We start from the raw sequence: 24,848 nt of genomic DNA, 5'->3' as shown, positions 1-24,848 counted from the left end.
CGGCTCGCCACACGTCTTCACAGGTTCAACAGGTGGCGAGCCGGGCGGTCCGGGCCGGACGCGCGTCGTCTCCCGGACCGCCCCCCACTGCCATCCAGCACTGGAGGTGTGCCGTGTCGACGGTGGACCGCTTGCTCTCGATCGATCTCCCTGGAGTGGTGGGTCCGCGGTCGCGGACCTGCGGCCGCATCAGCCTGCGGGCGTCGTGATGGGCACCCGTGCGTTCCGGTGGCTCCCGTACCACGGACAGCGCCATGCGATTCCCGATGCGCTGGCCGCCAACGACGAAGGCGAGACGTTGTGCGGTGTCAGCGTGACGGTGCCGCACGACCCACCACCGAGGTGTCCCGACGGCTGCTGGCCGACGTGCCGTGCCTGCGATGCGGCCTGGCGAGAGCACGAAGGGATCCCGCTGTTCCCGTGGCCACGCCACGCCGATGACCACCAACCGGTCGGCACCAAGGTGCCGCGTGGGGTGGCAGGGAGGCAGTCATGAGGGTCGCGGGGAACAACAACGTCGTGTTCGCCGCCCTGCGTGATCGGCTTTGGTCGGATCTCGACGCGGTGGTCGACGTCGTCCTGGACGGCGACGACCGCACGGTCGCGGCGGTGGCGCGCGGCGAACTGCCCAGTCTGGTCGCCGGACTGCAGGCCCTGCTCGCGCAGCACGTTCCCGACGCCAACGGCCATTGCCGCCAGTGCCGGGCCGGACGCTGGTGGCGCCGGACACCCGTGCCCTGCCGGGCATTGCTGGAGTTCCAACTCGCCCGTGACAACGCCCTCACCCACCGACCGCGACACCGACTCACCAGAGACCGCACTGGCACGGCGACCCGATTCTTGAGATGCCGCACTCCTCGCGGCGGACCACCCGACACCGCATCCGCCACCTGATCCAGCTGGCTCTGGTTCGCCAGTCGCTCGCCGCGCCCGATCACGCCGCCCCCACGTGACCCGTCGTGCGCAGAGCGCCGAACCGAAGCCGGCCGCCGGGGCGGCAGGTTCCGCACCCCTGCCGCCCCACCCCACCTGATCCACGCCGTCCGCACCTGCGGGCCGAAGCACCTCAACGCGAACAACCGAAAGAGCAGCATGATCATTTACAGCGATCAACCACCAACCACGCGTGTTCACAGCGAGGTGATGGGTCGATGAAAGGCACGCCCACGCTGCGTGGCCGCCTGCTCGGCCTCGAGCTACGTCAAGCCCGTGAGGCGGCCGGTGTGACCGTCGCCGACTTCGCTGCCCGCCTCCACTGGCCACTGGAGAGGGTCGAACAGCTGGAGCAGGGCGTCAGCGACTCGTGGCCCGCGGACCTGGCCAAGTACAGGCCCCTCTGCGAGACACGATGGGCCCGGCTCACTGACGCGGCCCAACAGGCCGACCAACCCGAGATGTGGTGCCAGTGGGGTGACACCACCAGGACCGCACTCGACGTGCTCGGCCGTACTGCGGAGCGGATCGATCTATTCGCGCCACTGGGGATCCACCCGGCGATCGAACACCTCGACCCCGAACGCTGCACCGCCTACGTGCTGGAAAGCGCCGTCCTCGACCGAACCAAGGTGAAGGTCCGCGTCATCCCTCACAGCGCAGGTGCGTACCCCGGCATCGAGCACCACCCGATGACCTACTTCCGCATGCCGGACGGCCCCGCAGTCGTCCTCTACGCGTACCTGCATGCAGCACACTTCACCCAGGAGACGCCGCACCTGATGTTCGCGTACAAGCTCTTCGATCAACTTGACGAGTTCGTCGTTGCCGTCGGTGAACCATGACGGTCTTGGACCATCCACCGAGGACTCCTACGCGCATGCCGCCGCAGTCAGAACCACAGCCATTGACGTCGCCCATGCCGAACACAGTCATGCTCCGCACCGAAATCTTCACCAAGGCGATGGTGCTCGCAGGCTTCAGGTCCGACTACGGGCTGGCGAAGGCCATGGGGATCAACAGATCCACAGTAGCCCGGGTCGTGAACGGCGAACTACGACCCGGTGCCGTGTTCATCGCGAGTGCGCTCACGGTGTTGGCCCCGATGGAGTTCAAGGACCTGTTCGACATCGTTCCGCTCGCTGAGGCGACGCTGACCCGCGGCAATGATTGAGGTCGCGGTGTCTGGTGGTTCGGGCGTCGACCACCGTCGATGCTCGGACCACCCTCACCGCATGGCCTTGTGGACAGGTCCGACAGCGTTGCCAAGCACTCGCAATCCGCCGAGAAGGAGAAGTAGGTGACCAGTACACGGCATCTCGTCTCGACGTTGCGCGGCGAGATAGCGAAGGCCCGACAGAAGCGTGACACCGACACCTGGTTCACCGAGCAGCGTGGCCGCGTCCTGGCGACTCTGCGCAACGCGATGAACGTGCCGGAGACCGCGGTGGGGCTGCTGGTTCAGGTCTGGCCAGTGGTTCCGGCCCACGTGGACGAGGACGCGGTGCACTGGCTGAGCGACATCGGGAGCGAGCTGGCAACGGTGCTGCCGACATCACTGCGGCTCGCGGTGGCGTTCCGCCGTGCCGCGCAATCGCTAAGGGTCCACGGGCGACTTCGACTTGCGGCGGTCCACGGCATACGGGAACTCGCGATCCACCGGCATCGCGACGATGACCCTGATGCCACTGCTGCTGCGCTCCACGACCTAGCTGCGACCTACAGCGCCCAGGAACGCTGGCACAAGGTCGTCGGGTGCGCCGACGAAATCCTGGAGACCTACCTGCTGCACGACGACCAAGTCGGCATCATCTATGCACTGGACCACCTCGGCTCCCTGATGATCCAGATCGGCCGACATCGTGCAGCGGCGCGATACCTGGCTCGCGCCGACAAGGCATTCGAGCGCACACCCGACTGTGCCGGACACGCCGAGTGCCTGGCCAGGCTCGGCCTGGCACTGAGCGTTTTGGACGACGGTGCCGGTGCACGCCTCGCGATCAACCGCGCCTTGGCACTGGTCGCCGACTCCAACGACAGCACGGCACACACCGTGCGGGAGATCGTCGGTCGGGCAGACTCGGCCGAGTTCCGGTTGGAGGGCGACTGACCGATTGTCTCCCTCCGCGCCCAGGAGTTCCGAGCAGTCCATGCAAACGGGTCAGGGACCGTGCGGCGGGCTTCCTCCGGGTTGCGGTCGCCACGAAGTCCGGGCCACGAGGAATGTCGGAGACGTCAGTCGGAGGTCCATTCCCGACGCGGTGGGAGCAGATGGCTGGCTGCAAGATGTTTCAAGATCACCTTGTACGTAAGGAGGCCCTGACAAGCGAACTGTGGGCTCGACTGGAACCGTTGATCCCGGTGCATCCGAGGCGTTTCCGTCATCCCGGGTCGCAGACGCGCCGACGACCGGGCGGCGCTGGAGGGATCTTGTACGTGGTGCGCACCAAGATCGGGTGGAACCGGCTGCCCACCGCCCTGTTCAGCGCGTCGGGCCCGACGTGTTGGCGTCGGTGACCGAGTGGCACGAGGCCGGCGTCTGGCAGCAGTCGCACGAGCGACTCCTCGCCGAGTTGCGAGCGGCAGGGCTGTTGGACCTGTCTGCGACACTGGTCGACTCCACCCACCTGCGCGCCCTCAAAGGGGGACCACACCGGGCCGAACCCGGTCGACCGACGCAAGCCCGGCTCCAATCACCATCCGATTACCGACGCCACCGGCATCCCGCTCGCCGTCCCCATGACCGGTGGACACCGCAACGACGTCACCCCACTGATCTCGCTGATCGACGCCGTCCCGCCGATTCAGGGCGTGGTCGGCAAGCCGCGTCGTCGACTTGGCTGGCTCTACGCCGATCGAGGCTACGACCACGACAAGTACCGTCGCCTGGTCCGCGCTCACGGCATCATCCCGGTCATCGCCCGACGCGGCGTCGAGCACGGGTCCGGCCTGGCAAGGTCCGCTGGCCGACCGAACGCACCTTCGCCTGGATCAAGGGCTTCCGACGACTCCGGGTCTGTACCGAACGACGGGCCGACGTCCATCAAGCGATGCTCAGCCTGGCCTGCTCGATCATCTGCCTGCGAAACTCATTCTGAACTGATCACTTAGTGAGGACGGCAGGGTGACGTTGTCACTTCTGTCGTGCTACGCCGATCGATCAGTCCGTTTCAGGACGAGGCGGACATCCTCCTCGCCCCCCGGCGGTCTGAAAGCCAGTAGTTCAGCGTGGCCGACTCATGCCTACTTGATCGTGGCGCGCTCCTTCTTGACCAAGCCGCGTTCCTGTTCATCCGCTGACGTCTCGCGCGCGCCTGCGCGCGTGCCTCTCGTTGGTCACTCGCCTTCGCTGCCCCGCAGTAAGCGGGGCCCAAGCGTTCTTGCGCTACTTGGTCATCCCCTATCGAACTGGTGCATCATCGCGATGACAGCACACACAGCCGCTGCGGAATGCCCTTGCCGGTCACGCTTGGTCGGTGACACGACTCGGTTCCTGCGCAGGGTGTTCGGTCGGGAAGAAGATCGCGCTCATCAGGTGGGGTCGGCGGTCCGAGGTGGGTTCGTTGCCCGCGCGTTTGAGGAAGACCTGGCGGAGTTCGCCGATCATCTCGGCGAGTTCGTCCGGGTCGAGCCAGAGGGTGCCCTGGCGGTAGCTGATCGAGTCGGCGTACGGGTCGGCACCGGGGCGGTCGAGGTAGGCGTTGAACTCGGCGAGCAGGGCGACCATGGCGGCGGCGAAGCCGTGGCGGTGATCGTCCAGGGACATGGCCGCGCCCGCCTCCGGCTCGATCACCGCCCGTTCACGGCGCAGTCGGTAATGGCGCTCGACCACGCCGCGCACCCGCTGCTCGTCGGCGACCTCCAGCAGGCCGCCCTCGGCCAGCAGAGCGACGTGCCGGTAGACGGTGGTCTTCGGGACGTCGGACAGGGTGGCGCACAGGTCGGTGGTGGTGCGCACGCGGTCGCCGGACAGCGCCCAGACGATGCGCAGCCGGACCGGGTGCAGGAGCAGTTCGAGCGTGTCCACCAGACAATGTTCCCACGACTGCTACTGTTCCCAAAGTTGGAAACAGTACGAGAGGGCTGGGGACATGGTCACGAACACGAGGACGCCGATTCGGTTGAGCGACGCGGCAGTGATCCCGCTGCGCACGCTGGACCCCGCCGAGCCGCTGGACGACCTGGAGTGGTTGGACGAGGTGGTTGGCGAGGCGCGCGTGGTGGCGATCGGTGAAAGCGCGCACTACAACGCCGAGACCTACCTGCTGCGACACCGCCTGCTGCGGTACCTGGTCGAGCGGCACGGGTTCGACGCCTACGCGATGGAGACCGGGTTCACAGAGGGCGGACTGACCGACAGCCGGGTGCGCGGCGGCGACGAAAGGCCCGGTCACGTCCTGGCCGAGGGCATCACCTCCCTGATGGGGTTGTGGACGCAGATGCGCGCCCAGGTGCAGTGGATACGGGATCACAACCGCGTCGCCGCACGGCCGGTCGGCTTCCACGGCGTCGACCTGGGCGGTGGGAACGTGTCGCTGCTACCCGGCCTGGACGCCGTAACCGCCTACCTCGCGCAGGCCGACCCGGAGTTCACGATCGACCCGGGTGTCCGGGAAGCGGCCGTTGCTTTCGCGGCTCCGTCGGCGTTCTCCGCCCCTGCGGCCTTCGCCGCCTACGCGGGGCTGGCGCCGTCGGCGCGTGACGCCCTGACCGCGGGCTTGGCCGAACTCGCCGCGCGCATGGCCGGGCGGCGTTTGGACTACGTCGCGCGTACGTCGGTCGAGGCGTATGAACGCGCCCTGCGTTCGCTGCACCTCGTCACCGTCCTGGACACGGTGGTGCGGGCGATTGCCCGCGGTGACCAGCAGACCGCGATGTCCAACCGCGACGCCGGGATCGCCGACACCGTCGAGTGGGTCCTGGGCCGTCACGACCGGATCGTGCTGGCCGCCCACAACGGACATATTCAGCGGTGGCCCGGCACCCTGCCCGGCATGCCGCCCATGACCCCGGCCGGTCTGCACCTGGCCGACCGACTCGGCGAGGACTACGTCGTCATCGGCACGACCACCGGAACCGGACGGACCCTCAACGACAACCCCGAGCAGTTCTATGCCGGCACGTTGTTCACCGACCTGGGTGCGCCCCGCCCCGGCAGCCTCGACGCGCTCATGGCCGACGCGCACGACGGCCCTTTCGCCGCCGACCTTCGGCGGTTGTCACCGGCCGACACCGCCGCGTTCCAGGCCGTCGCGGAACAGCGCATGGGCACCTTCTACTGCGACATCAACCCTTTGGACGCCTACGACGCGATCGTCCACCTCCCGCGCGTCACCGCGGCCGAGCCCGACGACGACGCCCTCGCAGCGTCCCCCCGCGAAGTGCAGGAACCGTTCGCCCGGTGGGAGCGGAGGTAGCGTCCGCCCGACCCATACCACCACGGCAACTCTGCCCCGGCACCGCAGGCGTGTCGCACATGACGTTCTTCCGCTACTTCCCCACCAAGGAAGCCGTGGTCGAGCACGACGACTACGACCCGCTCATGGCCGATCTGGTGCGGGCGCGACCGCCCGACGAAGCCCCGTTCACCGCTCTGCGCGCCGCGCTGCGCACCGGCCTGGACACCGTGCTCGCCACCGACCGTGACGCGGTGTTCGCCCGCGCCCGCCTGGTGATCACCCATCCGACCCTGCGCGCCCGGCAGTGGCGCAACACCACCGACACCGGTTCCCTGCTCGCCCGAGCCCTGGCCGACCGCGAGGGGCGACCGGTGGACCTGCGGCTGCGGGTCGTCGCCGCGGCGGCAACCGCGGCCCTGGTCACCGCGCTGACCGCCTGGGTCGAGGAAGACGGCGTCCGCGACCTGCGCGACCTGGTCGACGAGGCGTTCCCCGCACTGGGCACGTGACCCGCCACGAGGTGCCGGCAAGCCGCCGGCTACGACCGGTCCTCACGCGGCAGACCGGTCGTAGCCAGGCACCGAGGGCGGATGGCATGAAGGCCGAGTCCGCGTGACGGTCCGGCGGGACACGGCCGTCAACGCTTGCAGGCGACCACGGTCCTCTCCAACGGCGTGACCGAGACGGTCCGGCCGGTCGGGCGGACGTAGCGCGCGGCCAGTTCCTCGTGGCCGGCCTGTTCCACCTCGTGCCAGCCGTACCGGGCGAGGAAGCCGGCCACCTCCGACGGGTGCAGGCCGAACCGCCACAAGGGAGTCCCGGCGACGAACCGCCGGTGCAACGCCTCGGCTCCGCACAGGTCGACACCGTCCAGGAAATCGCGCAGAACATAGGTGAAGACCAGCCGACTGCCCGGCGTGACGCCCGCGAGGACGTCGAAGGTGCGGCGGACCGCGGCCTCGGACAGGTACTGGGTGACGCCCTCCCACACGACCAGGCACCGCTCGTCGGGCCGGTACCCGTGGTCGAGCAGGGCTTCACCCCAGTCGTGGGACTCGAAGTCGACCGGTACCGGGGTGATGCCATCCGGCACACCGACGCGGCGGCGCTTGGCCTCGACGTTCACCGGCAGGTCGACCTCGAACACGCGCGCCCCGGCAGGAACGGCGAGTCGGTGGCCGCGGGTGTCCAAACCCGAACCGAGGACCACGACGGTCCTGATGCCGTCGGCCGCCGCCTCGACCAGCTGCTCGTCGATGTAGCGCTTGCGGCAGGCGATCGAACCCCACACGCCCGGTGCGGCCTTGTCGGACAACCTGATCAGCAGGTCCCGCACGCGGGGCCGGGCGGCTGCCCGCGCCACCCAGCGGGACGTCGCCGGCAGCACCGACGCGGCAGCCGCGTCGTCGACCAGCCGCTGCCCCGCCGGGTAGTGGTGTTCCACCGCGGCGATGACCATGGGCCCTACCGCCGTCCCTGCCGCTCTGTTCACCACGACGACCGCTCCTCACGCCGACGGTGTTGAGGACACACAGGTGACACGCGTGGCGAGCGGCAGAGGGCGGTGTGCCCGACCACGGTCATTCCCTTCGCCCGGACGACAGCGGATCACCCGCCGACCAGGCTTCCCGGCACACCACGACCCAGCCTACCGGCACAGCGCCAGACAACCGCGTCGGTTCCGGACACGCCGAAGTCCTGCCGACCTCATCGCGGTCACCGTCCTGGTGGACGGTGAATCCATTCCTGGACGGCCTTGCGGGCCGGTCGTTGGCGGGCCACCGTGCCGTCAAGATCGCGTAAGGATCCGAAGCTCGGGGTCGGCTGGGTACGCCGTACCTCGTTACGGTCGCCGCGGAGGTCGGGAGGATGTGTGCACGGACGCTGGTGATCGGGTTCGGCGTCACGGGCGCCGGTGCTGCGCGGCACCTGCTGGACAACGGTGCCGATCCGACCGGGCTCGTCGTCGTCGACAGCAACGCGGGCGCGGCCGGACGGGCCGCTGAGCTGGGGTTACGTACGATTGTCGGCGATGGTACCGACCGTCACGTGCTGGCTCGGGCGACCTCGGGGTCGGCGACGAGGCACGTGGTGGTCGCTGTGGTGCCGGACGAGGCAGCGGTGTTCGCCACGATGTTGGCTCGTGACCTGTGCCCGACCGCGGTGATCGTGGCCGCCGTGCGGGACGACGCGCACATCGCCGTCGTGTGCCGCCACGGTGCCGATTACGCGGTCAGCACCTCCGAAGCGACGGGGACGGCTCTGGTCCGGGCGTTGTCCGGGCAGGAGCAGGAGAGGACAGCAGAGGGCACGGCGGTGTACTGGACGATCGACGAACGCCCGGCCGAGCCGTCGGAGGTGGGACGCCCGCCGTACGACTGCGCACCGAACGCAGTCGGCGTGATCCGGGATTCACAGCGCTTCTGGGGTCCGGACGCGGCCCACCTGCGACTGGCCGCGGACGACCACCTCCTCTTCCTGCAAGTCCGGACCGCACCAGGCCGGACAGAGACCTAGGCTGCGCCCTCATGCCCAAGCTCGCGACCGTCGCCAAGCGGCTCCTGGTCGGGCGGCCCTTCCGCAGCGACCGCCTGTCCCACACCCTGCTGCCCAAGCGCATCGCGCTGCCGGTGTTCGCCTCCGACCCCATGTCGAGCGTGGCGTACGCGCCGGAGGAGATCCTGCTGGTGCTCTCGGTCGCGGGGGCGTCGGCGTACGTGTTCAGCCCGTGGATCGCGCTGCTGGTCGCGGTGGTGATGGCCGCCGTGGTGGCCTCCTACCGGCAGAACGTGCGCACCTACACCTCCGGCGGCGGCGATTACGAGGTCGCCACGGTCAATCACGGCCCGCGGTGGGGTCTGGTGGTCGGCAGTGCCCTGCTGGTGGACTACGTGCTGACGGTGGCGGTGTCGATCGCCTCCGCCGCGGCCAACATCGGCTCGGCCGTGCCGTTCGTCGCCACCCACAAGGTGGAGTTCGCGGTCGGCGCGATCGTGCTGCTGACCGCGATGAACCTGCGGGGTGTGCGCGAGTCCGGCACCGCGTTCGCCATCCCCACCTACGCCTTCGTCGTCGGCATCCTCGCCATGATCGTCTGGTCCCTGGTGCGGGTGTACCTGCTTGGCGAGGAAGTACGGGCGGAGAGCGCCGACTTCGACTTGGTCGAGGAGCACGGCAGCCTGGCCGGGCTCGGGTTCGCCTTCCTGATCCTGCGCGCCTTCTCCTCCGGCAGCGCCGCGCTGACCGGCGTCGAGGCGATCAGCAACGGCGTGCCCGCGTTCCGCAAGCCCAAGGGCCGCAACGCCGCCACCACCCTGCTGATGATGGGCGTGCTGGCCGTCACCATGTTCCTCGGCCTGATCATGCTGGCCCGGCTCACCGGCGCCCAGGTCGCCGAGGACCCCGCGCACCAACTGATCGGCGCGCCCGCGGGCTACGAGCAGAAGACCCTGGTCGCCCAGCTCGCCAACGCCGTGTTCGCCGGATTCCCACCCGCGACCTGGTACGTCATCTTCTTCACCGGCCTGATCCTGGTCCTGGCCGCGAACACCGCGTTCAACGGGTTCCCCGTGCTCGGCTCGATCCTGGCCCAGGACCGCTACCTGCCGCGCCAGCTGCACACCCGCGGCGACCGGCTGGTGTTCTCCAACGGCATCGTCTTCCTCGCCGCGTTCGCCATTGTGCTGGTCGTGGCGTTCGACGCCGAGGTCACGCGGCTGATCCAGCTCTACATCGTCGGCGTGTTCATGTCGTTCGTGATCAGCCAGAGCGGCATGATCCGCCACTGGACCCGGCTGCTGCGCACCGAGACCGACCCCGCGGCACGGCGCCGCATGCGCCGCTCCCAGGCGGTCAACGCCTTCGGCTTCGCGATGACCGCACTGGTGCTGGTCGTCATCCTGATCACCAAGTTCACCCAGGGCGCCTGGATCTCACTGGCCGCCATGGCCGCCATCTACGTCGTGATGAGCGCGATCCGCCGCCACTACCAACGGGTCAGCGACGAACTCCAGGAGGACGACGACCCGCCGATCAGGATGCCATCCCGCAACCACGCCATCGTGCTGGTGTCCAAGCTGCACCGGCCGACCAAGCGGGCGCTGGCCTACGCCAAGGCACTGCGGCCGGACCGGCTGGAGGCCATCACGGTCAACGTTGACGACCAGGAGACCCGGGAACTGCTCGACCGCTGGAACAAGCAGGACGTGCCGGTACCGCTCAAGGTCATCGAGTCGCCCTACCGGGAGATCACCAAGCCGATCCTCGACTACGTCAAACGGATCCGCACGGACAATCCGCGCGATGTCGTCACGGTGTTCATCCCCGAGTACGTCGTCGGCCGATGGTGGGAACAACTGCTGCACAACCAAAGCGCACTCCGGCTGAAGGGCAGGCTCCTGTTCCAGCCCGGGGTCATGGTCACGAGCGTGCCCTGGCAACTCGCCTCCTCGGCGAAGGTCAGCGACCGGGCGGAATTGGCACCCGGGGCGATCCGTCGTGGCCTGCGCGCCGAGGATGACGGTGCGCGCCAGGAACGATGAGCGTGGTGCCGATCAACCGGCTTGACCCTGTGCCGTTCCGTGGGCGCGACCTCCGGGTGCGGGCGGCGGCTGGCTGAACCGTCCGTCAGGTCATGGTGGGTGGCACTGCGGCGTAATCGCCCTGCGCGCTACGTCGGGTCCGCTACGGCCACAGCAGGGACCGCTTCAGCCTGTCGAGGGGTGCCGACCGGCGTCCGGGCTCCCACCTTCGCCGGCCCGACCGAAGGCCCGGTGGGCATCTGCGCACAGCCGATGGGAGCCACTGCACCAACCCAGTTGAAAACAAATCGCCAATCTGTTTTTATGGTCGCAGCGGTCGGCGGAACACGAGCCGGCCGCCACGGTAGAAGGAAGGGATGCGATGCCGCCCGCGTTCTCGGCCGAGGAGAAGGCACGGATCACCGCGCTGTTGCTGGACACCGGCGACCGGCTGTTCACGACGGTCGGCCTGCGCAAGACGACCTTGGACGAGCTGATGGCGCCCACCGGGGTGGCGAAGAGCAGCTTCTACGTGTTCTTCGACTCCAAGGAGGCCCTGTACCTGGAGCTGATGCTCCGGCAGGCGGCCGAGGTCAAGCGGCGGGTGGTGGACGAGGCGTTGCTGGCGGGCTCCGACACGCGCGACAGCCTGCGCCGGTTCCTGCACGCCACCCTGCACGAGCTGACCGTCAACCCGCTGTGGAGCAGGTTGATGAGCCACCCCGAGGAGATGCGCGCGGTCGCCGGGAAGCTCGACCCCGCTCGGGTCACCGCGCTGGCGGACAACCCGGTGACCGCGGTGTCGGACTTCGTCGCCGACCGCCGCCGCACCGGCGAGCTGGTGGACGTCGACCCGGCCGTGATCATCGGTGTGCTGCAGACCGTCCTGCTGGTGCCGATGTTCGCCGACCGGCTCGGCGACCCGACCCTCCACCCCAAGATCATCGACCTGCTGGTCGACATCGTCGCCACGGGTCTCACCACACAGGGGGAATCGACGACATGACGAAGCGAGCTGTGATCGTGGGCGCCGGCATCGCGGGCTTGAGCACGGCGTTGCGACTGCGCCAAGCGGGCTGGGAGCCGGTGGTGGTCGAGCGGACGCCGGGCCGCCGCTCCGGCGGTTACGCGGTCACGTTCGGCGGACTGGGCTACGACGCCGCCGAACGCATGGGCATCCTACCCGAACTCGCCAAACACCACATCACCCACGACGACATGCACTACGTGCGGCCGGACGGCACGACCAGGTTCACCGTGCCCGGTGAGACCGTGCGGGCATTGCTCAGCCGGCGGGCGTTCAACATCCTGCGCGGCGACATCGAGGACGTGCTCTACCGCGCGGTGCGCGACGACGCGGACATCCGTTTCGCCACCACCGTCACCGCGATCGAGCAGAACCCGAACGGTGTCGAGGTGGCGCTCAGCGACGGGTCCGGCGAGACCGCCGACCTGCTCGTCGGCGCCGACGGCCTGCACTCCCACACCCGGTCGCTGGTGTTCGGCCCGGAACGCGACCACCTGCTCGACCTGCACCACGTGGTCGGCGTGTTCGTGATGGACCGCCGACCCGACTTCCTCACCGAAGGCGCCACCGCCAGCCTCACCTCGCGCGGCCGCACCGTCGCCGTCATCAGCCTCGGCGACGACCGGGCCGCCGCTTTCTTCGGATTCCGCACCGGCGACGTCGCCCGCGACCTCGCCGCCGGACCGCAGGCAACCCTGCCGGAAGTCTTCGGCGACCTCGGCTGGCTCGTCCCCGACCTGCTCGCCCGCCTGCGCACCGCCGAGTCGGTCTACTACGACACGCTCAGCCAGGTCGTGCTCGACCGGTGGAGCGACGGACGCGTCGTGCTGGTCGGCGACGCCGCCTGGTGCGTCACCCTCTTCGCCGGCTACGGCTCCTCGCTGGCAGTCGGCGGCGCCGACCTTCTCGGCACCGCACTGCAACAACACTCGGACATCACCACCGCCCTGGCGCGGTGGGAGGCCGAACTGCGCCCGGAGGTGCGGCGCAAGCAGAAACTCGGCCGCCGCGTCAAAGGTCTCTACGCACCCGCCGACCCGTTCCGGCTCTGGCTGCGTGACCTACCGCTGCGCACCGCCGCCCTCCCGCCGGTCAGCTACCTGCTCAAGCGCCGCCTGCAACTGGCCGGCTGACCACCGAGCCACGGAAGGCGGTTCACCCGAGACCGCCACTACAGGACCGGGGATGGCCCCTCGGCTTCGCGCGATGGCGCGCGCCTGCAGCTCGGACAGGGCTCAGGAGTCGGCGAACATGCCTACCGCCGAGCAGTTCGCCACCGCAGTGATCACTGTCTGTGGTTATTCCGCCCAGCCGATCAGCACGTCGTCCGCACGGATGACGCCGAGTACCGGGTCGTTGCTCCAGTGCCGGATTCCGTCACGCACCACCGCGAGCACCATCGGACGACACCGCCGCACCGGCACACCGACCTCGCCCGGACGTGGCACCCTCTGGTGCACTCCCTCGGCCAACAGCACCCGCGCCGCGTGTGCTGCGTCCACCCCTGTCACGCTCAACGCCAGCAGCCCGCCGGTAACCCGCGAGACAGCCACCACGAGGTCCGCACCAGCGTGGCGCAATGCCGCAACGTGCTCGGGGTCGCGCACCGCCACCACAACCCTCACCGCATCGCTCAACCGGCGTATGCGCGCCGTCACGAGCACGGTCGTCGCGTCCTCCATGCAGGTGACAATCAGACACTCGGCAAGCGGCACACCTGCCTGGCGCAACACGCCGACATCGGTGGCGTCGCCCACCACCACCGTCATCCCCGCCGCCGAGGCCGCTGCTGCCCGCTCGGGGCGGCGCTCCAGCACCACCAGTCGGCCGGGGAAACCCGTCCCGTCCGCTGCCAGTGCCGCGACCGCCGACGCACCGGTGCGGCCGTAGCCGACCACTATCGTCATCGCCTTGTGCACACCGCTCTGCGCCGGTTCTCTCAACCGCGACGTCCCGGGCAACTCCACCCGACCACGGTCACACATCGTCACCAGGAGGGATGGGCGGGCCGCGCGCGTATTGACGCGTTCTTGACGCCACGGACGCCCGGCCGCCGTGCGCGGCACACGCACGGCGAGGGCCACATCGGCATCGCGAGGCCTTCGACGCCGGTGTCTCCCGGCGCGTTGAACGGCACCTCGGCGGTTATCGTCTCGGGAAATCCGCATCTCACAGCGCCGCTCGGCAGCCCTAGAGCAATGTCAGCACGCCCCGAGACGACGTCACAGCGTCTCTTCGGCGTTCCCTTGACCGGTGGTCGCCGCCTGGCATTGCCCGGTCGAGCGAGTGAAGACGCACCGCTTCCGGTGGCTCTCTGTGGCTCCGAGCGGGCGGTCTATCGTGTGCCGGTGACCGGGCGGTCGGGGGACGGAGATGGTCGGTGCTGATGTGCTCCGTCGCTGGGCGGGTGTCGGGGTCGATAGGCGCGTACGCCGGTTCGGACACGGTGTCGCGAAAGGTGTGCCGGTGCGGCGGTTCGTTGATCAGGGTCTGGGAGTGTGGTGGCCGTCCTGGTCTGTCGATCCGTTCCGCGAGAGGTCCGGTCGGTGAAACTTCCAACGGGTTGCGCACGGTCACGGCGTTGGCGTCGACCGTCTTCGCCGAACTCGCCGCGGCCAGACCTCGCGGGGTCGACGTCGCGGAACCGCGAAAAGCGGGCGTGACGGAGTGAACACGAGTCCACCGCGCCTCGCAGCCGCAGCCACCGAAGCGACGGCGTGTGCGGTACGCGGCCTCGGAGCGGTTGCGGCACCCGGCCCGGGTGGTGGCCTTCGGGTTCGCCACGGCGATCGCGATCGGCACCGCCCTGCTGTCACTGCCATTGGCCACCGAGACCGGGCACCGCACCGGACTGGTGGACGCGCTGTTCACCGCGACCTCGGCGGTGTGCGTGACCGGATTGGTCACAGTAGACACCGGCGGACACTGGTCGACCTTCGGCGAAGTGGTGATCCTCGCCCTGATCCAGGCCGGCGGGTTGGGCATCATGACCCTGGCCACGCTGATCACCGTCCTGGTGGCCGGTCGGCTGGGACTGCGCAGTCGGCTGCTGGCCCAGGCCGAGACCAAGCTGCTGGGGCTGAGCGGCATCCGTCGCGTGGTGCGCAACATCGTGCTGTTCAGCCTGCTCAGCGAGGCCGTGGTGGCGGCGGTGCTGACCGTCCGGTTCGCCGTCGGCTACGACCAGTCCTGGGGTCGGGCGGCCTACCAGGGTGTGTTCCACGCGATCTCGGCGTTCAACAACGCCGGGTTCTCGCTGCACAGCGACAACCTGATGCGCTACGTCGGCGACCCGTGGGTCTGCCTCACCGTGGCCGCTGCGGTGATCGTCGGTGGCCTGGGGTTCCCGGTGGTGTTCGAACTGGCACGCTCTTGGCGCCGCCCCGCGATGTGGTCGGTGGTGACCCGCATCACCTTGGGCCTCACCATCGCGCTGCTGGTCCTGGGCACCGTGGTGTTCACGGCCGTGGAATTCGCCAACCCGAGAACCCTCGGCGCGCTGGAGGTCTCGGACCGGGTGCTGGCCGGGTTCTTCCACTCCGTGATGACCCGCACCGCCGGGTTCAACAGCATCGACATCGCCGCACTGCACCCCGAGAGCCTGTTCGCCACCGACCTGCTGATGTTCATCGGCGGCGGCAGCGCGGGCACCGCGGGCGGGATCAAGGTCACCACGTTCGGGCTGCTGGCCTTCGTCCTGTGGTCGGAGGTACGCGGTGAACCCGCCGTCAACGTCGGCCGCCGCCGGGTGCCCGAAACCAACCACCGCCAGGCCCTCGCCATCGTCCTGCTGGGCATCGGCGCCGTCGCGGCGTCGACCTTCCTGCTGCTGGCCCTGACCCGGCACAGCCTGGACAGCGTGCTGTTCGAGGCGATCTCCGCCTTCGCCACCGTCGGTCTGTCCACCGGCATCACCTTCGATCTGCCACCGGCGGCCGAGCTGCTGCTGGTCGGCCTGATGTTCCTGGGCCGCATCGGACCCCTGACCGTGGCCTCCGCGCTCGCGCTGCGCCGGCGGACCCGCCGTTTCGAATTGCCCGAGGAAAGGACCATCGTTGGCTGACGTGGACAACGAGACTGTGGCCGTGATCGGCCTGGGCCGTTTCGGCAGCGCACTGGCGCTGGAGCTGACCAGCCTGGGCGCCGAAGTGCTGGCCATCGACAACCGCCCCAAGATCGTGCAGAGCTACGCGAGCCGACTGCCCCACGTGGTCACCGCCGACAGCACGGACGCGGAGGCCCTGCGGCAACTCGGCGTGCCGGAGTTCCAACGCGTCGTGGTCGCCATCGGCAGCGACCTCGAAGCCAGCATCATGACCACCTCCTTGCTGGTCGAGATGGACACCACGGACATCTGGGCCAAAGCGGTCAGCCGCCAGCACGGGCGCATCCTCGAACGCGTCGGCGCCCACCACGTCGTGCTGCCCGAACACGACTCCGGCGAACGCGTCGCCCACCTGCTCACCGGCCGCATCCTCGACTACATCGAAGTCGACGAGGACTACGCCATGGCCAAGACCAAACCCCCCGCGAGACGTCGTGGGCATGCCGCTGCGCGAGTCGAACCTGCGCGGCAAGTACGACGTCACCATCGTCTCGGTCAAACGCGAGACCGACGGCCCGCAGGCCACCTTCAGCTACGCCACACCCGACACCGTGCTCATGTACGGCGACATCGTCCTCGTCGTCGGCACCATCGGCGACGTCGAACGCTTCGCCAACGCCCAATGATCCCGGCGGGCTGATGGCCGTTGCGGTGGCCGGGATGGGACACCACCGATGCGGTCCGGGTGCTGCCGACGGACAAGGTGTTGCAAACGGCACCACGGCCTCACGAGGTCGGTATGCCGGGACCTCAGGGTGCGAAGCGGTAGCCCATGCCGGGTTCGGTCAGCAGATGGCGAGGCTGGGAGGGGACGGGTTCGAGCTTGCGTCGCAACTGGGCCATGTAGACACGCAGGTAGTGCGTCTCGGTGGTGTAGTGCTCTCCCCAGACCTGTTGCAGCAACTGCTTCTGGGGAACGAGCTTGCCGTCGCTGCGGGCGAGGATCTCCAGCACACCCCACTCGGTGGGGGTCAGGTGCACTTCGACGTCGTCGCGGTACACCTTCTTCACGGCCAGGTCGACGGTGAACGACGCGGTCCGCACGACCGGTTCGCGCGTGTCCTGCACCGTCGCGCGACGCAGCGCGGCGCGTAGGCGCGCGAGCAGTTCCTCCATGCCGAATGGCTTGGTCATGTAGTCGTCGGCGCCGGCGTCCAGGACTCGGACCTTGCCAGCGGAGTCCGGGCGGGCGGAGAGCACGACGATCGGCACGGTGCTCCACCCGCGTAGACCGATGATGACCTCGGCGCCGTCCATGTCCGGCAAGCCCAGATCCAGTACTACCAGGTCCGGGTGTCCCTCGGCGGCCTGTTTCAACGCCGTGGCCCCGTTGTGCGCGGTGAGGACCCGGTAGCCGCGGGCGGACAGGTTGATACGCAGCGCGCGGACGAGCTGCGGCTCGTCGTCCACGATGAGAATGGTGGTGGTCATGCCGGTACCGCCTCAGCCACGGGGAAGGACAGGACGATGGTCAGGCCGCCGCCGGGGGTGTCCTCGGCGGTGATGGTGCCGCCCATGGCGTCGGTGAACCCCTTGGCCACGCTCAAGCCCAGCCCGACGCCGGGGATGTTGTCCCGGTCGCCCAGGCGTTGGAAAGGGGCGAAGACAGTGTCCGCGGTGTTCTTCGGCAGGCCTGGACCGTGATCGACCACGCGCAGCTCGACCTCGTCGCCGTGGGCGCTGGCGCGCAGTGCGATCTCCGGTTCGTCGGTGGTGATGCGGCCGTCGCCGTCGACGTCGACCGGGCGGCGCGGGGTAAGCCGGCCGTGGCGCAGTGCGTTGTCCACGACGTTGGCCACGACGCGTTCGAGCAAGCCCACGTCGGCCGCGATCGGTGGCAGGTCTTCGGGCACGTCCACGGCCACGGCCGCGCGTTCGTCGATGCCGGCCAGCGCGCGGCCGACGGCTTCGTCGTAGGTGATCGGGCGTAGCCGCGGCGCGACCGCGCCGGTGGCCAGGCGCGAGGAGTCCAGCAGGTTGTCGATCAACCCGGTCAGGCGGTCGGCGGAGGTCTCGACGGTCTCCAGCAACTCGGCGGTGTCCTCGGGCGTCAGGCGCAGTTGCGGGTCGCGCAGGCTGCCGATGGCGGCTTTGATCGAGGTGAGCGGGGTGCGCAGGTCGTGGCCGACTGCGGAGAGGATCGCGGTGCGCAGTTCGGTGGTCTCGGCACGCCGCTGGGCGTCGGCGGTCTCGGCGGCCATGCGCTGCTGCCGCAGTGCCAGCAGGGCCTGTCCGGCGGCGGCTTCCAGCGCCCGCTGGTCACCGGCCGGCAGCGTGCGTCCGCGCAGCGCGAGGTGGACGTCGGCGGTCACCGGCACGTCGACGTCGGCCTCGTCGGGCTCGTCGCACGGTTGCGGGCCGACGCAGGCCACCCGTTCCCACTCGCCGGCGTGGCGTTCCAGCAGTGCCACCGACTCCAGGTTGAAGTTCTCCCGCACCTTCTCCAGCAACCGCGCCAGCGGGTAGGGGCTGGTCAGGACCGTTCGGGCGTAGGAGGCGAGCAGGGCTGCCTCGGTGCGGGCCCGCGCGCCCTGCTCCGCCAGCCTGGCGGCCCGGTCCACCACCAGGGCCACCAACACCGCCACGACCAGCATCGCGACCAGCGTGACCAGGTTCTCCGGGGTCGCCACGGCCAGGCTGTGATAGGGCTCGGTGAAGAAGAAGTTCAGCAGGCCCGCGCCCAGCAGGGCGGCAGCGATGGCGGGCCACAGCCCGCCGACCAGCGCTACCACGACGGTGGCCAGGAAGAACCCGATGAGGTCGGTGGAGAACGACACCTCGTGCCTGGTCAGCACGCCCAGAGCCGCGACCGCGGCGGGTAGCAGCGGTGCCAGTGCCCATCCGAGCAGGCGGCGCGACCGGGTCAGCGCGCTGCGGTCCAGGCGCCAGCTCAGTCCCCGGCGGGCTTGGGCGTGGGTGACCATGTGCACGTCGATCGGACCGGACGCCTGCACCACCGTGGCTCCGATGCCCTCGTCGAACACCCGTGCCAGGCGCGAGCGGCGCGAGGTGCCCAGCACGAGTTGGGTGGCGTTGACACCGCGGGCGAACTCCAGCAACGCGGTCGGCACGTCGTCGCCGACCACGGTGTGGAAGGTCGCGCCGACGTTCTCGGTAACCTTGCGCAACGCCGCGACGGAGTCCGGCGGCGGCCCGGTCAGCCCGTCACCCCGCAGGACGTGCACGACCAGCAGTTCGGCTCCGGCCCGCACGGCGATGCGGCGGGCGCGGCGGATCAGCGTCTCGCTCTCCGGGCCGCCGGTGACGGCCACCACGATCCGTTCGCGGGCCTCCCAGGTGTCGGTGATGCGCTGCTCGGTGCGGTAGCGCTGCAACGCCACGTCGACCTGGTCGGCCAGCCACAGCAGGGCCAGCTCGCGCAGCGCGGTGAGGTTGCCGACCCGGAAGTAGTTGCCCAGCGCCGCGTCGATCTTGTGCGCGGCGTAGACGTTGCCGTGCGCCAGCCGGCGGCGCAGCGCCTCCGGGGTCAGGTCGACCAGCTCGACCTGCTCGGCGCGGCGCACGACCTCGTCGGGCACGGTCTCGTGCTGCTCGACGCCGGTGATGCGTCGGACCACGTCGTTGAGCGACTCCAGGTGCTGCACGTTGACCGTGGACAGCACGTCGATGCCCGCGGCCAGCAGCTCCTCCACGTCCTGCCAGCGCTTGGTGTTGCGGGAGCCAGGCACGTTGGTGTGCGCCAACTCGTCCACGACCGCCACCTCGGGCGCGCGGGCCAGGAGCGCGTCGATGTCCATCTCGGTGACGCTCGCGCCCCGGTAGTGCACCTCGCGACGCGGGACGACCTCCAGTCCGTCCACCAGGGCGGCGGTCTTGTCCCGGCCGTGGGTCTCGACCAGCCCGATCACGACGTCGGTGCCGCGTTCGCGACGCCGGTGAGCCTCGCCGAGCATGGCGTAGGTCTTGCCCACGCCGGGCGCGGCGCCCAGGTAGATCCGCAGTTCACCGCGCTTGCGCTTACCGTCCACGGCTCCAGTGTGCTCTTTCATCCCCATCGGTTCCGGTAGGTGAAGGGGACTGCGGAACAGCGGCCCCCTTCCAGCCTCATGTCGCTGAGTCAAGTGCCCGGTTGAGGGCGGTGACGTTGACCCCCGGTTCGCCGAGGAAGCCCAACGCGCGGCCGTCGGTGTGCTCGGCGACCAACTCCCGTACCCGGTCCTCGGGCAGGCCGTTCTCCCGCGCCACGCGCGGCACCTGGAGCAGGGCGTAGGCGGTGCTGATGTGCGGGTCCAGGCCGGACGCCGAGGCGGTGACCGCGTCCGGGGGCACGCGGTCCTGACCTACGCTCTCGCGCTGGGCGATCTCGGTGCGGCGTTCGGCGATGACGGCGTCGTAGTCGGTGTTGCGCTCGCCCTTGTTGGAGCCGCCGGACGCGGGCAGCGTGGCGGCCGAGGGTCGGGCCACGAACCACTGCTCCCCCTCGCGTGGCACGGCGACCGAGGTGGTGTCCGCGGCTTCGGCGTTGGCGTGCAGGCCGGGCAGGCGGGACACCGCCCACACCGCGGCGGGGTAGAGCACGCCGGTGATGACGGTGAGCACGAGCAGGACGCGCAGTCCGGCCAGTGCCTGTTTGGCGAAGGAGGTCATGTCAGGCGATCCCGGGGATGAGTCGGACGAGGAGGTCGATCAGCCAGATCCCGGCGAACGGCGTGACCACGCCGCCCAGGCCGTAGACCAGCAGGTTGCGCCGGAGCAACGCCGAGGCGCTGGACGGCTTGTACCGCACGCCGCGCAATGCGAGCGGGATCAGCACGACGATGATCAGCGCGTTGAAGATCAGCGCGGAGAGGATCGCCGATTGCGGCGAGCCCAGGTGCATGATGTTCAGCTTGTCCAGCTGCGGGTAGATCGCCGCGAACATGGCGGGGAGGATCGCGAAGTACTTCGCCAGGTCGTTGGCCACGCTGAACGTGGTCAGCGCGCCACGGGTGATCAGCAACTGCTTGCCGATCTCCACGATCTCGATCAGCTTCGTCGGGTCGGAGTCCAGGTCCACCATGTTCCCGGCCTCCTTGGCGGCCGAGGTGCCGGTGTTCATCGCCACGCCCACGTCGGACTGCGCCAGCGCGGGTGCGTCGTTGGTGCCGTCACCGGTCATCGCGACGAGCTTGCCGCCCTCCTGCTCGCGGCGGATCAGCGCCATCTTGTCCTCGGGCTTGGCCTCGGCGAGGAAGTCGTCCACCCCGGCCTCGGCCGCGATCGCCTTGGCGGTGAGCGGGTTGTCGCCGGTCACCATCACCGTGCGGATCCCCATCGCGCGCAGCTCGGCGAACCGCTCCCGCATCCCCGGCTTGACCACATCGGACAGCCGGATGACGCCGAGGACACGATCGTCCTCGGCCACTACCAGCGGCGTGCCGCCCTGCGCGCTGATCTCGTCCACCACGGCCTTCGTGGACTCGCCGAGGGTGAACGCGCTCGCCGCACCCTTGCGGATGCGCCGGCCGTCGAGGTCGATGCCGCTCATGCGGGTCTGGGCGGTGAAGGGGACGAACTCGCCGGTCTTCTCGTGCTCGTCCGCTTCCGCCGGACGGCTGTGCTCGACTGCGCACAGCTCGACCACGCTGCGGCCTTCGGGGGTGCCGTCGGCCAGGGACGACAGGCGGGAGGCGTCCACCAGGGCGTCGAGGGTCGTGCCGGGTGTGGGGATCAGCTCGGTGGCACGTCGATTGCCCCACGTGATAGTGCCGGTCTTGTCCAGCAGCAGCGTGTCCACGTCGCCTGCGGCTTCCACGGCCTTGCCGGAGGTGGCCAGGACGTTGCGCTGCACGAGCCGGTCCATGCCGGCGATGCCGATCGCGGAGAGCAGCGCCCCGATGGTGGTCGGGATGAGGCACACCAGCAGGGCGGTCAGCACGATCACCGACTGCTCGCCGCCGGAGTACACGGCGAACGGCTGGAGGGCCACGACCGCGAGCAGGAAGATGATCGTCAGTGTGGACAGCAGGATGGTCAGGGCGATCTCGTTGGGCGTCTTCTGCCGCTGGGCGCCCTCCACGAGTGCGATCATCCGGTCGACGAACGTCTCGCCCGGCTTGGCCGTGATGCGCACGACGATCCGGTCCGACAGCACGGTCGTGCCGCCCGTGACAGCCGACCGGTCACCTCCCGACTCGCGGATGACAGGCGCGGACTCGCCGGTGATGGCGGACTCGTCGACGGTGGCGATGCCTTCGACCACGTCGCCGTCACCGGGGATGACCTGGCCGGCCTCGACCACGACCAGGTCGCCGACCTTCAGCTCGGTGCCCGCGACGGTACGGCCGTCGGTCAGGTGCGCGACGGCGTCGGTCTTGGCCTTGCGCAGCGACTCGGCCTGGGCCTTGCCCCGCCCCTCGGCCACCGCCTCGGCGAGGTTGGCGAACAGCACGGTCAACCACAGCCACACCGCCACCGCGACGGTGAACACACTCGGGTCACCGACGGCGAACACCGTGACCAGCAGTGAGCCGACCCAGACGACGAACATGACGGGGTTGCGCGCCTGGTGGCGCGGATCGAGCTTGCGCAGCGCCTCCGGGAACGATGTAAGTAGCTGTCGGGGGTTGAAGACACCCCCCGCGACCTGGTGGCCCAGGTTCTGCGCATGGCGTTCGCGGACTTCCTCCGGCGTCCGCTGCGGGTGTTCGGTGGTGGTGGTGGTGGTCACAGCAGGGCCTCCGCGATAGGGCCGAGGGCGAGAGCGGGAACGAAGGTCAGCGCGGCGACCAGCACGATCGCCCCGGCCAGCAACGTGGCGAACAGCGGGCCGGTGGTCGGCAGGGTGCCCGCGGTCACCGGGACTTTCCGCTGCGCTGCCAGGGAACCGGCCAAGGCGAGCACGGCGATGATCGGCACGAACCGGCCCAGCGCCATGCACACGCCCAGCGACGCCTGGAACCAGTCGGAGGTGACGGTGATGCCGGCGAAGGCACTGCCGTTGTTGTTCGACGCCGACGCGTAGGCGTAGAGGATCTCCGACAGGCCGTGCTCGCCGGGGTTGTTCAAGGCGTCGGCTGTCGACGGCAGGAGCGCGGCGACGCCCGCGCCGATCAGCAGCACGGTCGGCATGGCCAGGATCGACACCGCGGCGGCGGTCACCTCACGGCGGCCGAGCTTCTTGCCCAGGTACTCCGGGGTCCGGCCGACCATCAGCCCGGCCAGGAACATCGCGATCACCGCCATGACCAGGATGCTGTAGAGGCCGGTGCCGACGCCGCCCGGTGTCATCTCGCCGAACAGCATGTTCAGCAGCGCGCCCCCACCGCCCAGGCCGGTGAAGCTGTCGTGCATCGAGTTCACCGCGCCGGTCGACGTCCCGGTGGTCGAGTTGGCGAACAGCGCGCTGCCGGGGACGCCGAACCGCAGTTCCTTGCCCTCCAGGGCACGCAGGCCGTGCGCTTCGGCGGCCCAGATGACGGCGAGCATCGCGCTCCACAACGCGCCCATCACGCCCAACAGCACGTAACCCTGCTTGCGCTCGCCGACCATCGTGCCGAAGGTGCGGGTCAACGACACCGGGATGACCAGGATCAGGAAGATCTCGATCAGGTTGGACCAGGCGTTGGGGTTCTCGAACGGGTGGGCGGAGTTGGCGTTGAGCACCCCGCCGCCGTTGGTGCCCAGCTCCTTGATCGCCTCCTGGCTCGCCACCGGCGCGGTCGCCACGGTCTGCCCGTCGACGTCCACACCGGACTTCAGGCTCATCACCACACCCGTGGCGACCAGCAGGATGGCGAACGCGAACGCCACCGGCAGCAGGATGCGCACGACACCGCGGGTAAGGTCGACCCAGAAGTTGCCCAACCGATCGGTCCGGTGCCGCAGGAATCCGCGCACCAGGGCGACGGCGACGGCCATGCCGACCGCGGCGGACACGAAGTTCTGCACCGTCAGGCCCACCATCTGCACGGTGTGGCCCATGACGGTCTCGGGCACGTAGGACTGCCAGTTCGTGTTGGTCACGAAGCTGACCGCCGTGTTGAACGCCATCCCCGGCGGCACGTTCCCGCGGCCGAAGTCCCATGGCAGCACCGACTGCACGCGTTGCAGCACGTAGAGCAGGGCCACGCCGACGAAGGAAAACCCGAGGACGCCCAGCGCGTAGGTGCCCCATCGTTGCTCGGAGCCAGGGTCGACACGCGCGACCTTGTAGACCGCGCGTTCGACACCGAGGTGCTTAGTACTGGTGTAGACGCGGGCCATGTAGTCACCGAAAGGCCGGTACACCACGGCCAGGGCGGCGATCAGCAGGCCGACCTGGAGCAGGCCGGCCACGGTCGAGGACATCAGAACTTCTCCGGACGGATCAGCGCGACGAACAGGTACCCGATCAACAGCAGGGCCAGCACGCCTCCGACGACGTTGGCCACCACCCCGATGCCGTTCACAACCGCTCCAGTCCGCGCACGCAGAGCGCCAATAGAGCGAACACACCGATCAGCAGCAACGCGTAGGCCAGATCGGCCATGAGCGTGCTCCCTTCCCGACTCCGAGCAGCCCTCGTTCGTGGGACCGCGACACCGAGAAGGGTGTATCAACGCGAGGCGTGTTCCGGACGGACTGACGAGTTCTTGACGCCCTCGATCGGGTCCTTTGCGGGTTGTTGACGACGGGCACGTCGAGGGAAGGCCGCAGGTCACGATCGGGTTAACCGTTCGAGCATGCAGATGTCACCGGCAGTAACGGCCGTGACATGTTGGAATCAGGTCAGGACGGTTCGCTCGGTTTCCGGCACGGTCCAGCCCCGGTGGACGTGGCCTTGTCTCCCCTAAGGGTTGTCACGTAACTGATCTTGCGGTTGGCGGCTCGGGGCTTCTTGGTCAGCCGGTGAGAGCGAGGTTGTGGAGGCGGGCGATGCCGGA

General features: G+C 69.3%; 22 protein-coding genes and 1 pseudogene. 14 read left to right on the top strand and 9 right to left on the bottom strand.

Annotation, left to right across the window (positions count from 1 at the left end; all coding sequences use genetic code 11):
- Positions 1–208: 208 nt before the first annotated feature.
- The 6 genes and pseudogenes from B0I31_RS25680 to B0I31_RS25660 all read left to right on the top strand — a co-directional run bounded on the left by B0I31_RS25680 (position 209) and on the right by B0I31_RS25660 (position 4,031).
- A complete protein-coding gene (locus B0I31_RS25680) occupies positions 209–496 on the top strand; it encodes an HC3 family zinc finger protein (RefSeq protein ID WP_106617973.1) in 288 nt (95 codons plus the stop codon).
- The gene (locus B0I31_RS40085) at positions 493–894 is read left to right on the top strand and encodes a hypothetical protein (RefSeq protein WP_146173932.1); all 402 of its coding nucleotides are present in this window, start codon (positions 493–495) and stop codon (positions 892–894) included. Before B0I31_RS25680 ends, B0I31_RS40085 begins: the two co-directional genes overlap by 4 nt.
- A 257-nt stretch (positions 895–1,151) precedes the next feature.
- Positions 1,152–1,778: a Scr1 family TA system antitoxin-like transcriptional regulator gene (locus B0I31_RS25675; protein ID WP_106617972.1), complete on the top strand. Its 627-nt coding sequence runs from the start codon at positions 1,152–1,154 to the stop codon at positions 1,776–1,778.
- 74 nt (positions 1,779–1,852) lie between these two features.
- Positions 1,853–2,107, top strand: a complete 255-nt coding sequence (locus B0I31_RS25670; RefSeq protein ID WP_106617971.1) for a transcriptional regulator — start codon at positions 1,853–1,855, stop codon at positions 2,105–2,107.
- 126 nt (positions 2,108–2,233) lie between these two features.
- On the top strand, positions 2,234–3,043 hold the full coding sequence (locus tag B0I31_RS25665; RefSeq protein WP_106617970.1) for a hypothetical protein: 810 nt from the start codon (positions 2,234–2,236) through the stop codon (positions 3,041–3,043).
- Between the two features lie 176 nt (positions 3,044–3,219).
- Positions 3,220–4,031 (top strand): annotated as a pseudogene (locus tag B0I31_RS25660) (IS5 family transposase).
- A gap of 365 nt (positions 4,032–4,396) precedes the next feature.
- Here B0I31_RS25660 and B0I31_RS25655 read toward each other — a convergent pair.
- Complete coding sequence (locus B0I31_RS25655) at positions 4,397–4,960, bottom strand: helix-turn-helix domain-containing protein (RefSeq protein WP_106617969.1); 564 nt, start codon at positions 4,958–4,960, stop codon at positions 4,397–4,399.
- A gap of 94 nt (positions 4,961–5,054) precedes the next feature.
- Here B0I31_RS25655 and B0I31_RS25650 point away from each other — a divergent pair, with 94 nt between their 5' ends.
- Together B0I31_RS25650 and B0I31_RS25645 are read left to right on the top strand one after the other, a co-directional pair.
- Complete coding sequence (locus B0I31_RS25650) at positions 5,055–6,350, top strand: erythromycin esterase family protein (RefSeq protein WP_245950389.1); 1,296 nt, start codon at positions 5,055–5,057, stop codon at positions 6,348–6,350.
- 59 nt (positions 6,351–6,409) lie between these two features.
- Positions 6,410–6,841: an acyl-CoA-like ligand-binding transcription factor gene (locus tag B0I31_RS25645; RefSeq protein ID WP_106617967.1), complete on the top strand. Its 432-nt coding sequence runs from the start codon at positions 6,410–6,412 to the stop codon at positions 6,839–6,841.
- A 128-nt stretch (positions 6,842–6,969) separates the two neighbouring features.
- On the opposite strand, the gene B0I31_RS25640 is transcribed toward B0I31_RS25645, so the two are convergent.
- Positions 6,970–7,824 carry an SAM-dependent methyltransferase gene (locus B0I31_RS25640; RefSeq protein ID WP_281262316.1) on the bottom strand — a complete coding sequence of 285 codons (855 nt, stop codon included), beginning with the start codon at positions 7,822–7,824 and terminating at the stop codon, positions 6,970–6,972.
- Between the two features lie 377 nt (positions 7,825–8,201).
- On the opposite strand from B0I31_RS25640, the gene B0I31_RS25635 reads away from it, so the two are divergent.
- From B0I31_RS25635 to B0I31_RS25620, 4 genes are all read left to right on the top strand, one after another.
- Positions 8,202–8,849 (top strand): potassium channel family protein, encoded by a 648-nt coding sequence (locus B0I31_RS25635; RefSeq protein WP_106617965.1) that lies wholly within the window; start codon positions 8,202–8,204, stop codon positions 8,847–8,849.
- An 11-nt stretch (positions 8,850–8,860) separates the two neighbouring features.
- Positions 8,861–10,873, top strand: coding sequence for an APC family permease (locus tag B0I31_RS25630; RefSeq protein WP_106617964.1), 2,013 nt, complete (start codon positions 8,861–8,863; stop codon positions 10,871–10,873).
- 361 nt (positions 10,874–11,234) lie between these two features.
- Positions 11,235–11,858 (top strand): TetR/AcrR family transcriptional regulator, encoded by a 624-nt coding sequence (locus B0I31_RS25625; RefSeq protein ID WP_106617963.1) that lies wholly within the window; start codon positions 11,235–11,237, stop codon positions 11,856–11,858.
- Entirely contained in the window at positions 11,855–13,012 is a 1,158-nt protein-coding gene (locus B0I31_RS25620; RefSeq protein ID WP_106617962.1) for an FAD-dependent oxidoreductase, read from the top strand. Before B0I31_RS25625 ends, B0I31_RS25620 begins: the two co-directional genes overlap by 4 nt.
- 165 nt (positions 13,013–13,177) lie before the next feature.
- Here the strand turns inward: B0I31_RS25620 and B0I31_RS25615 are convergent, their stop codons facing one another.
- Positions 13,178–13,846 (bottom strand): NAD(P)-binding protein, encoded by a 669-nt coding sequence (locus B0I31_RS25615; protein WP_181320374.1) that lies wholly within the window; start codon positions 13,844–13,846, stop codon positions 13,178–13,180.
- Between the two features lie 752 nt (positions 13,847–14,598).
- Between B0I31_RS25615 and B0I31_RS25610 the strand changes: the two genes are divergently transcribed.
- Together B0I31_RS25610 and B0I31_RS43125 are read left to right on the top strand one after the other, a co-directional pair.
- The gene (locus tag B0I31_RS25610; RefSeq protein ID WP_245950387.1) at positions 14,599–15,942 is read left to right on the top strand and encodes a TrkH family potassium uptake protein; all 1,344 of its coding nucleotides are present in this window, start codon (positions 14,599–14,601) and stop codon (positions 15,940–15,942) included.
- 1 nt (position 15,943) lies between these two features.
- The gene (locus B0I31_RS43125; protein ID WP_425444402.1) at positions 15,944–16,624 is read left to right on the top strand and encodes a potassium channel family protein; all 681 of its coding nucleotides are present in this window, start codon (positions 15,944–15,946) and stop codon (positions 16,622–16,624) included.
- A 110-nt stretch (positions 16,625–16,734) separates the two neighbouring features.
- On the opposite strand, the gene B0I31_RS25600 is transcribed toward B0I31_RS43125, so the two are convergent.
- From B0I31_RS25600 to kdpF, 6 genes are read right to left on the bottom strand one after another with little or no spacing between them, the layout of a single operon-like run.
- Entirely contained in the window at positions 16,735–17,415 is a 681-nt protein-coding gene (locus B0I31_RS25600) for a response regulator (RefSeq protein WP_106617960.1), read from the bottom strand.
- On the bottom strand, positions 17,412–19,994 hold the full coding sequence (locus B0I31_RS25595; protein ID WP_106617959.1) for a sensor histidine kinase: 2,583 nt from the start codon (positions 19,992–19,994) through the stop codon (positions 17,412–17,414). The genes B0I31_RS25600 and B0I31_RS25595 overlap by 4 nt, the downstream gene beginning before the upstream one ends.
- 55 nt (positions 19,995–20,049) lie before the next feature.
- On the bottom strand, positions 20,050–20,592 hold the full coding sequence (locus B0I31_RS25590) for a potassium-transporting ATPase subunit C (RefSeq protein WP_106617958.1): 543 nt from the start codon (positions 20,590–20,592) through the stop codon (positions 20,050–20,052).
- Position 20,593: 1 nt separating this feature from the next.
- Positions 20,594–22,654: a potassium-transporting ATPase subunit KdpB gene (gene kdpB / locus B0I31_RS25585; protein ID WP_106617957.1), complete on the bottom strand. Its 2,061-nt coding sequence runs from the start codon at positions 22,652–22,654 to the stop codon at positions 20,594–20,596.
- The gene (gene kdpA / locus B0I31_RS25580; protein ID WP_106617956.1) at positions 22,651–24,273 is read right to left on the bottom strand and encodes a potassium-transporting ATPase subunit KdpA; all 1,623 of its coding nucleotides are present in this window, start codon (positions 24,271–24,273) and stop codon (positions 22,651–22,653) included. The genes kdpB and kdpA overlap by 4 nt, the downstream gene beginning before the upstream one ends.
- Entirely contained in the window at positions 24,273–24,374 is a 102-nt protein-coding gene (kdpF, locus tag B0I31_RS25575) for a K(+)-transporting ATPase subunit F (protein ID WP_106617955.1), read from the bottom strand. The genes kdpA and kdpF overlap by 1 nt, the downstream gene beginning before the upstream one ends.
- Positions 24,375–24,848: the final 474 nt, after the last annotated feature.

This window comes from Saccharothrix carnea, from assembly GCF_003014735.1.
Classification (GTDB): domain Bacteria; phylum Actinomycetota; class Actinomycetes; order Mycobacteriales; family Pseudonocardiaceae; genus Actinosynnema; species Actinosynnema carneum.
The sequence above is the reverse complement of the archived record's forward strand: the minus strand, read 5'-3'. Positions and strand labels throughout refer to the sequence as shown.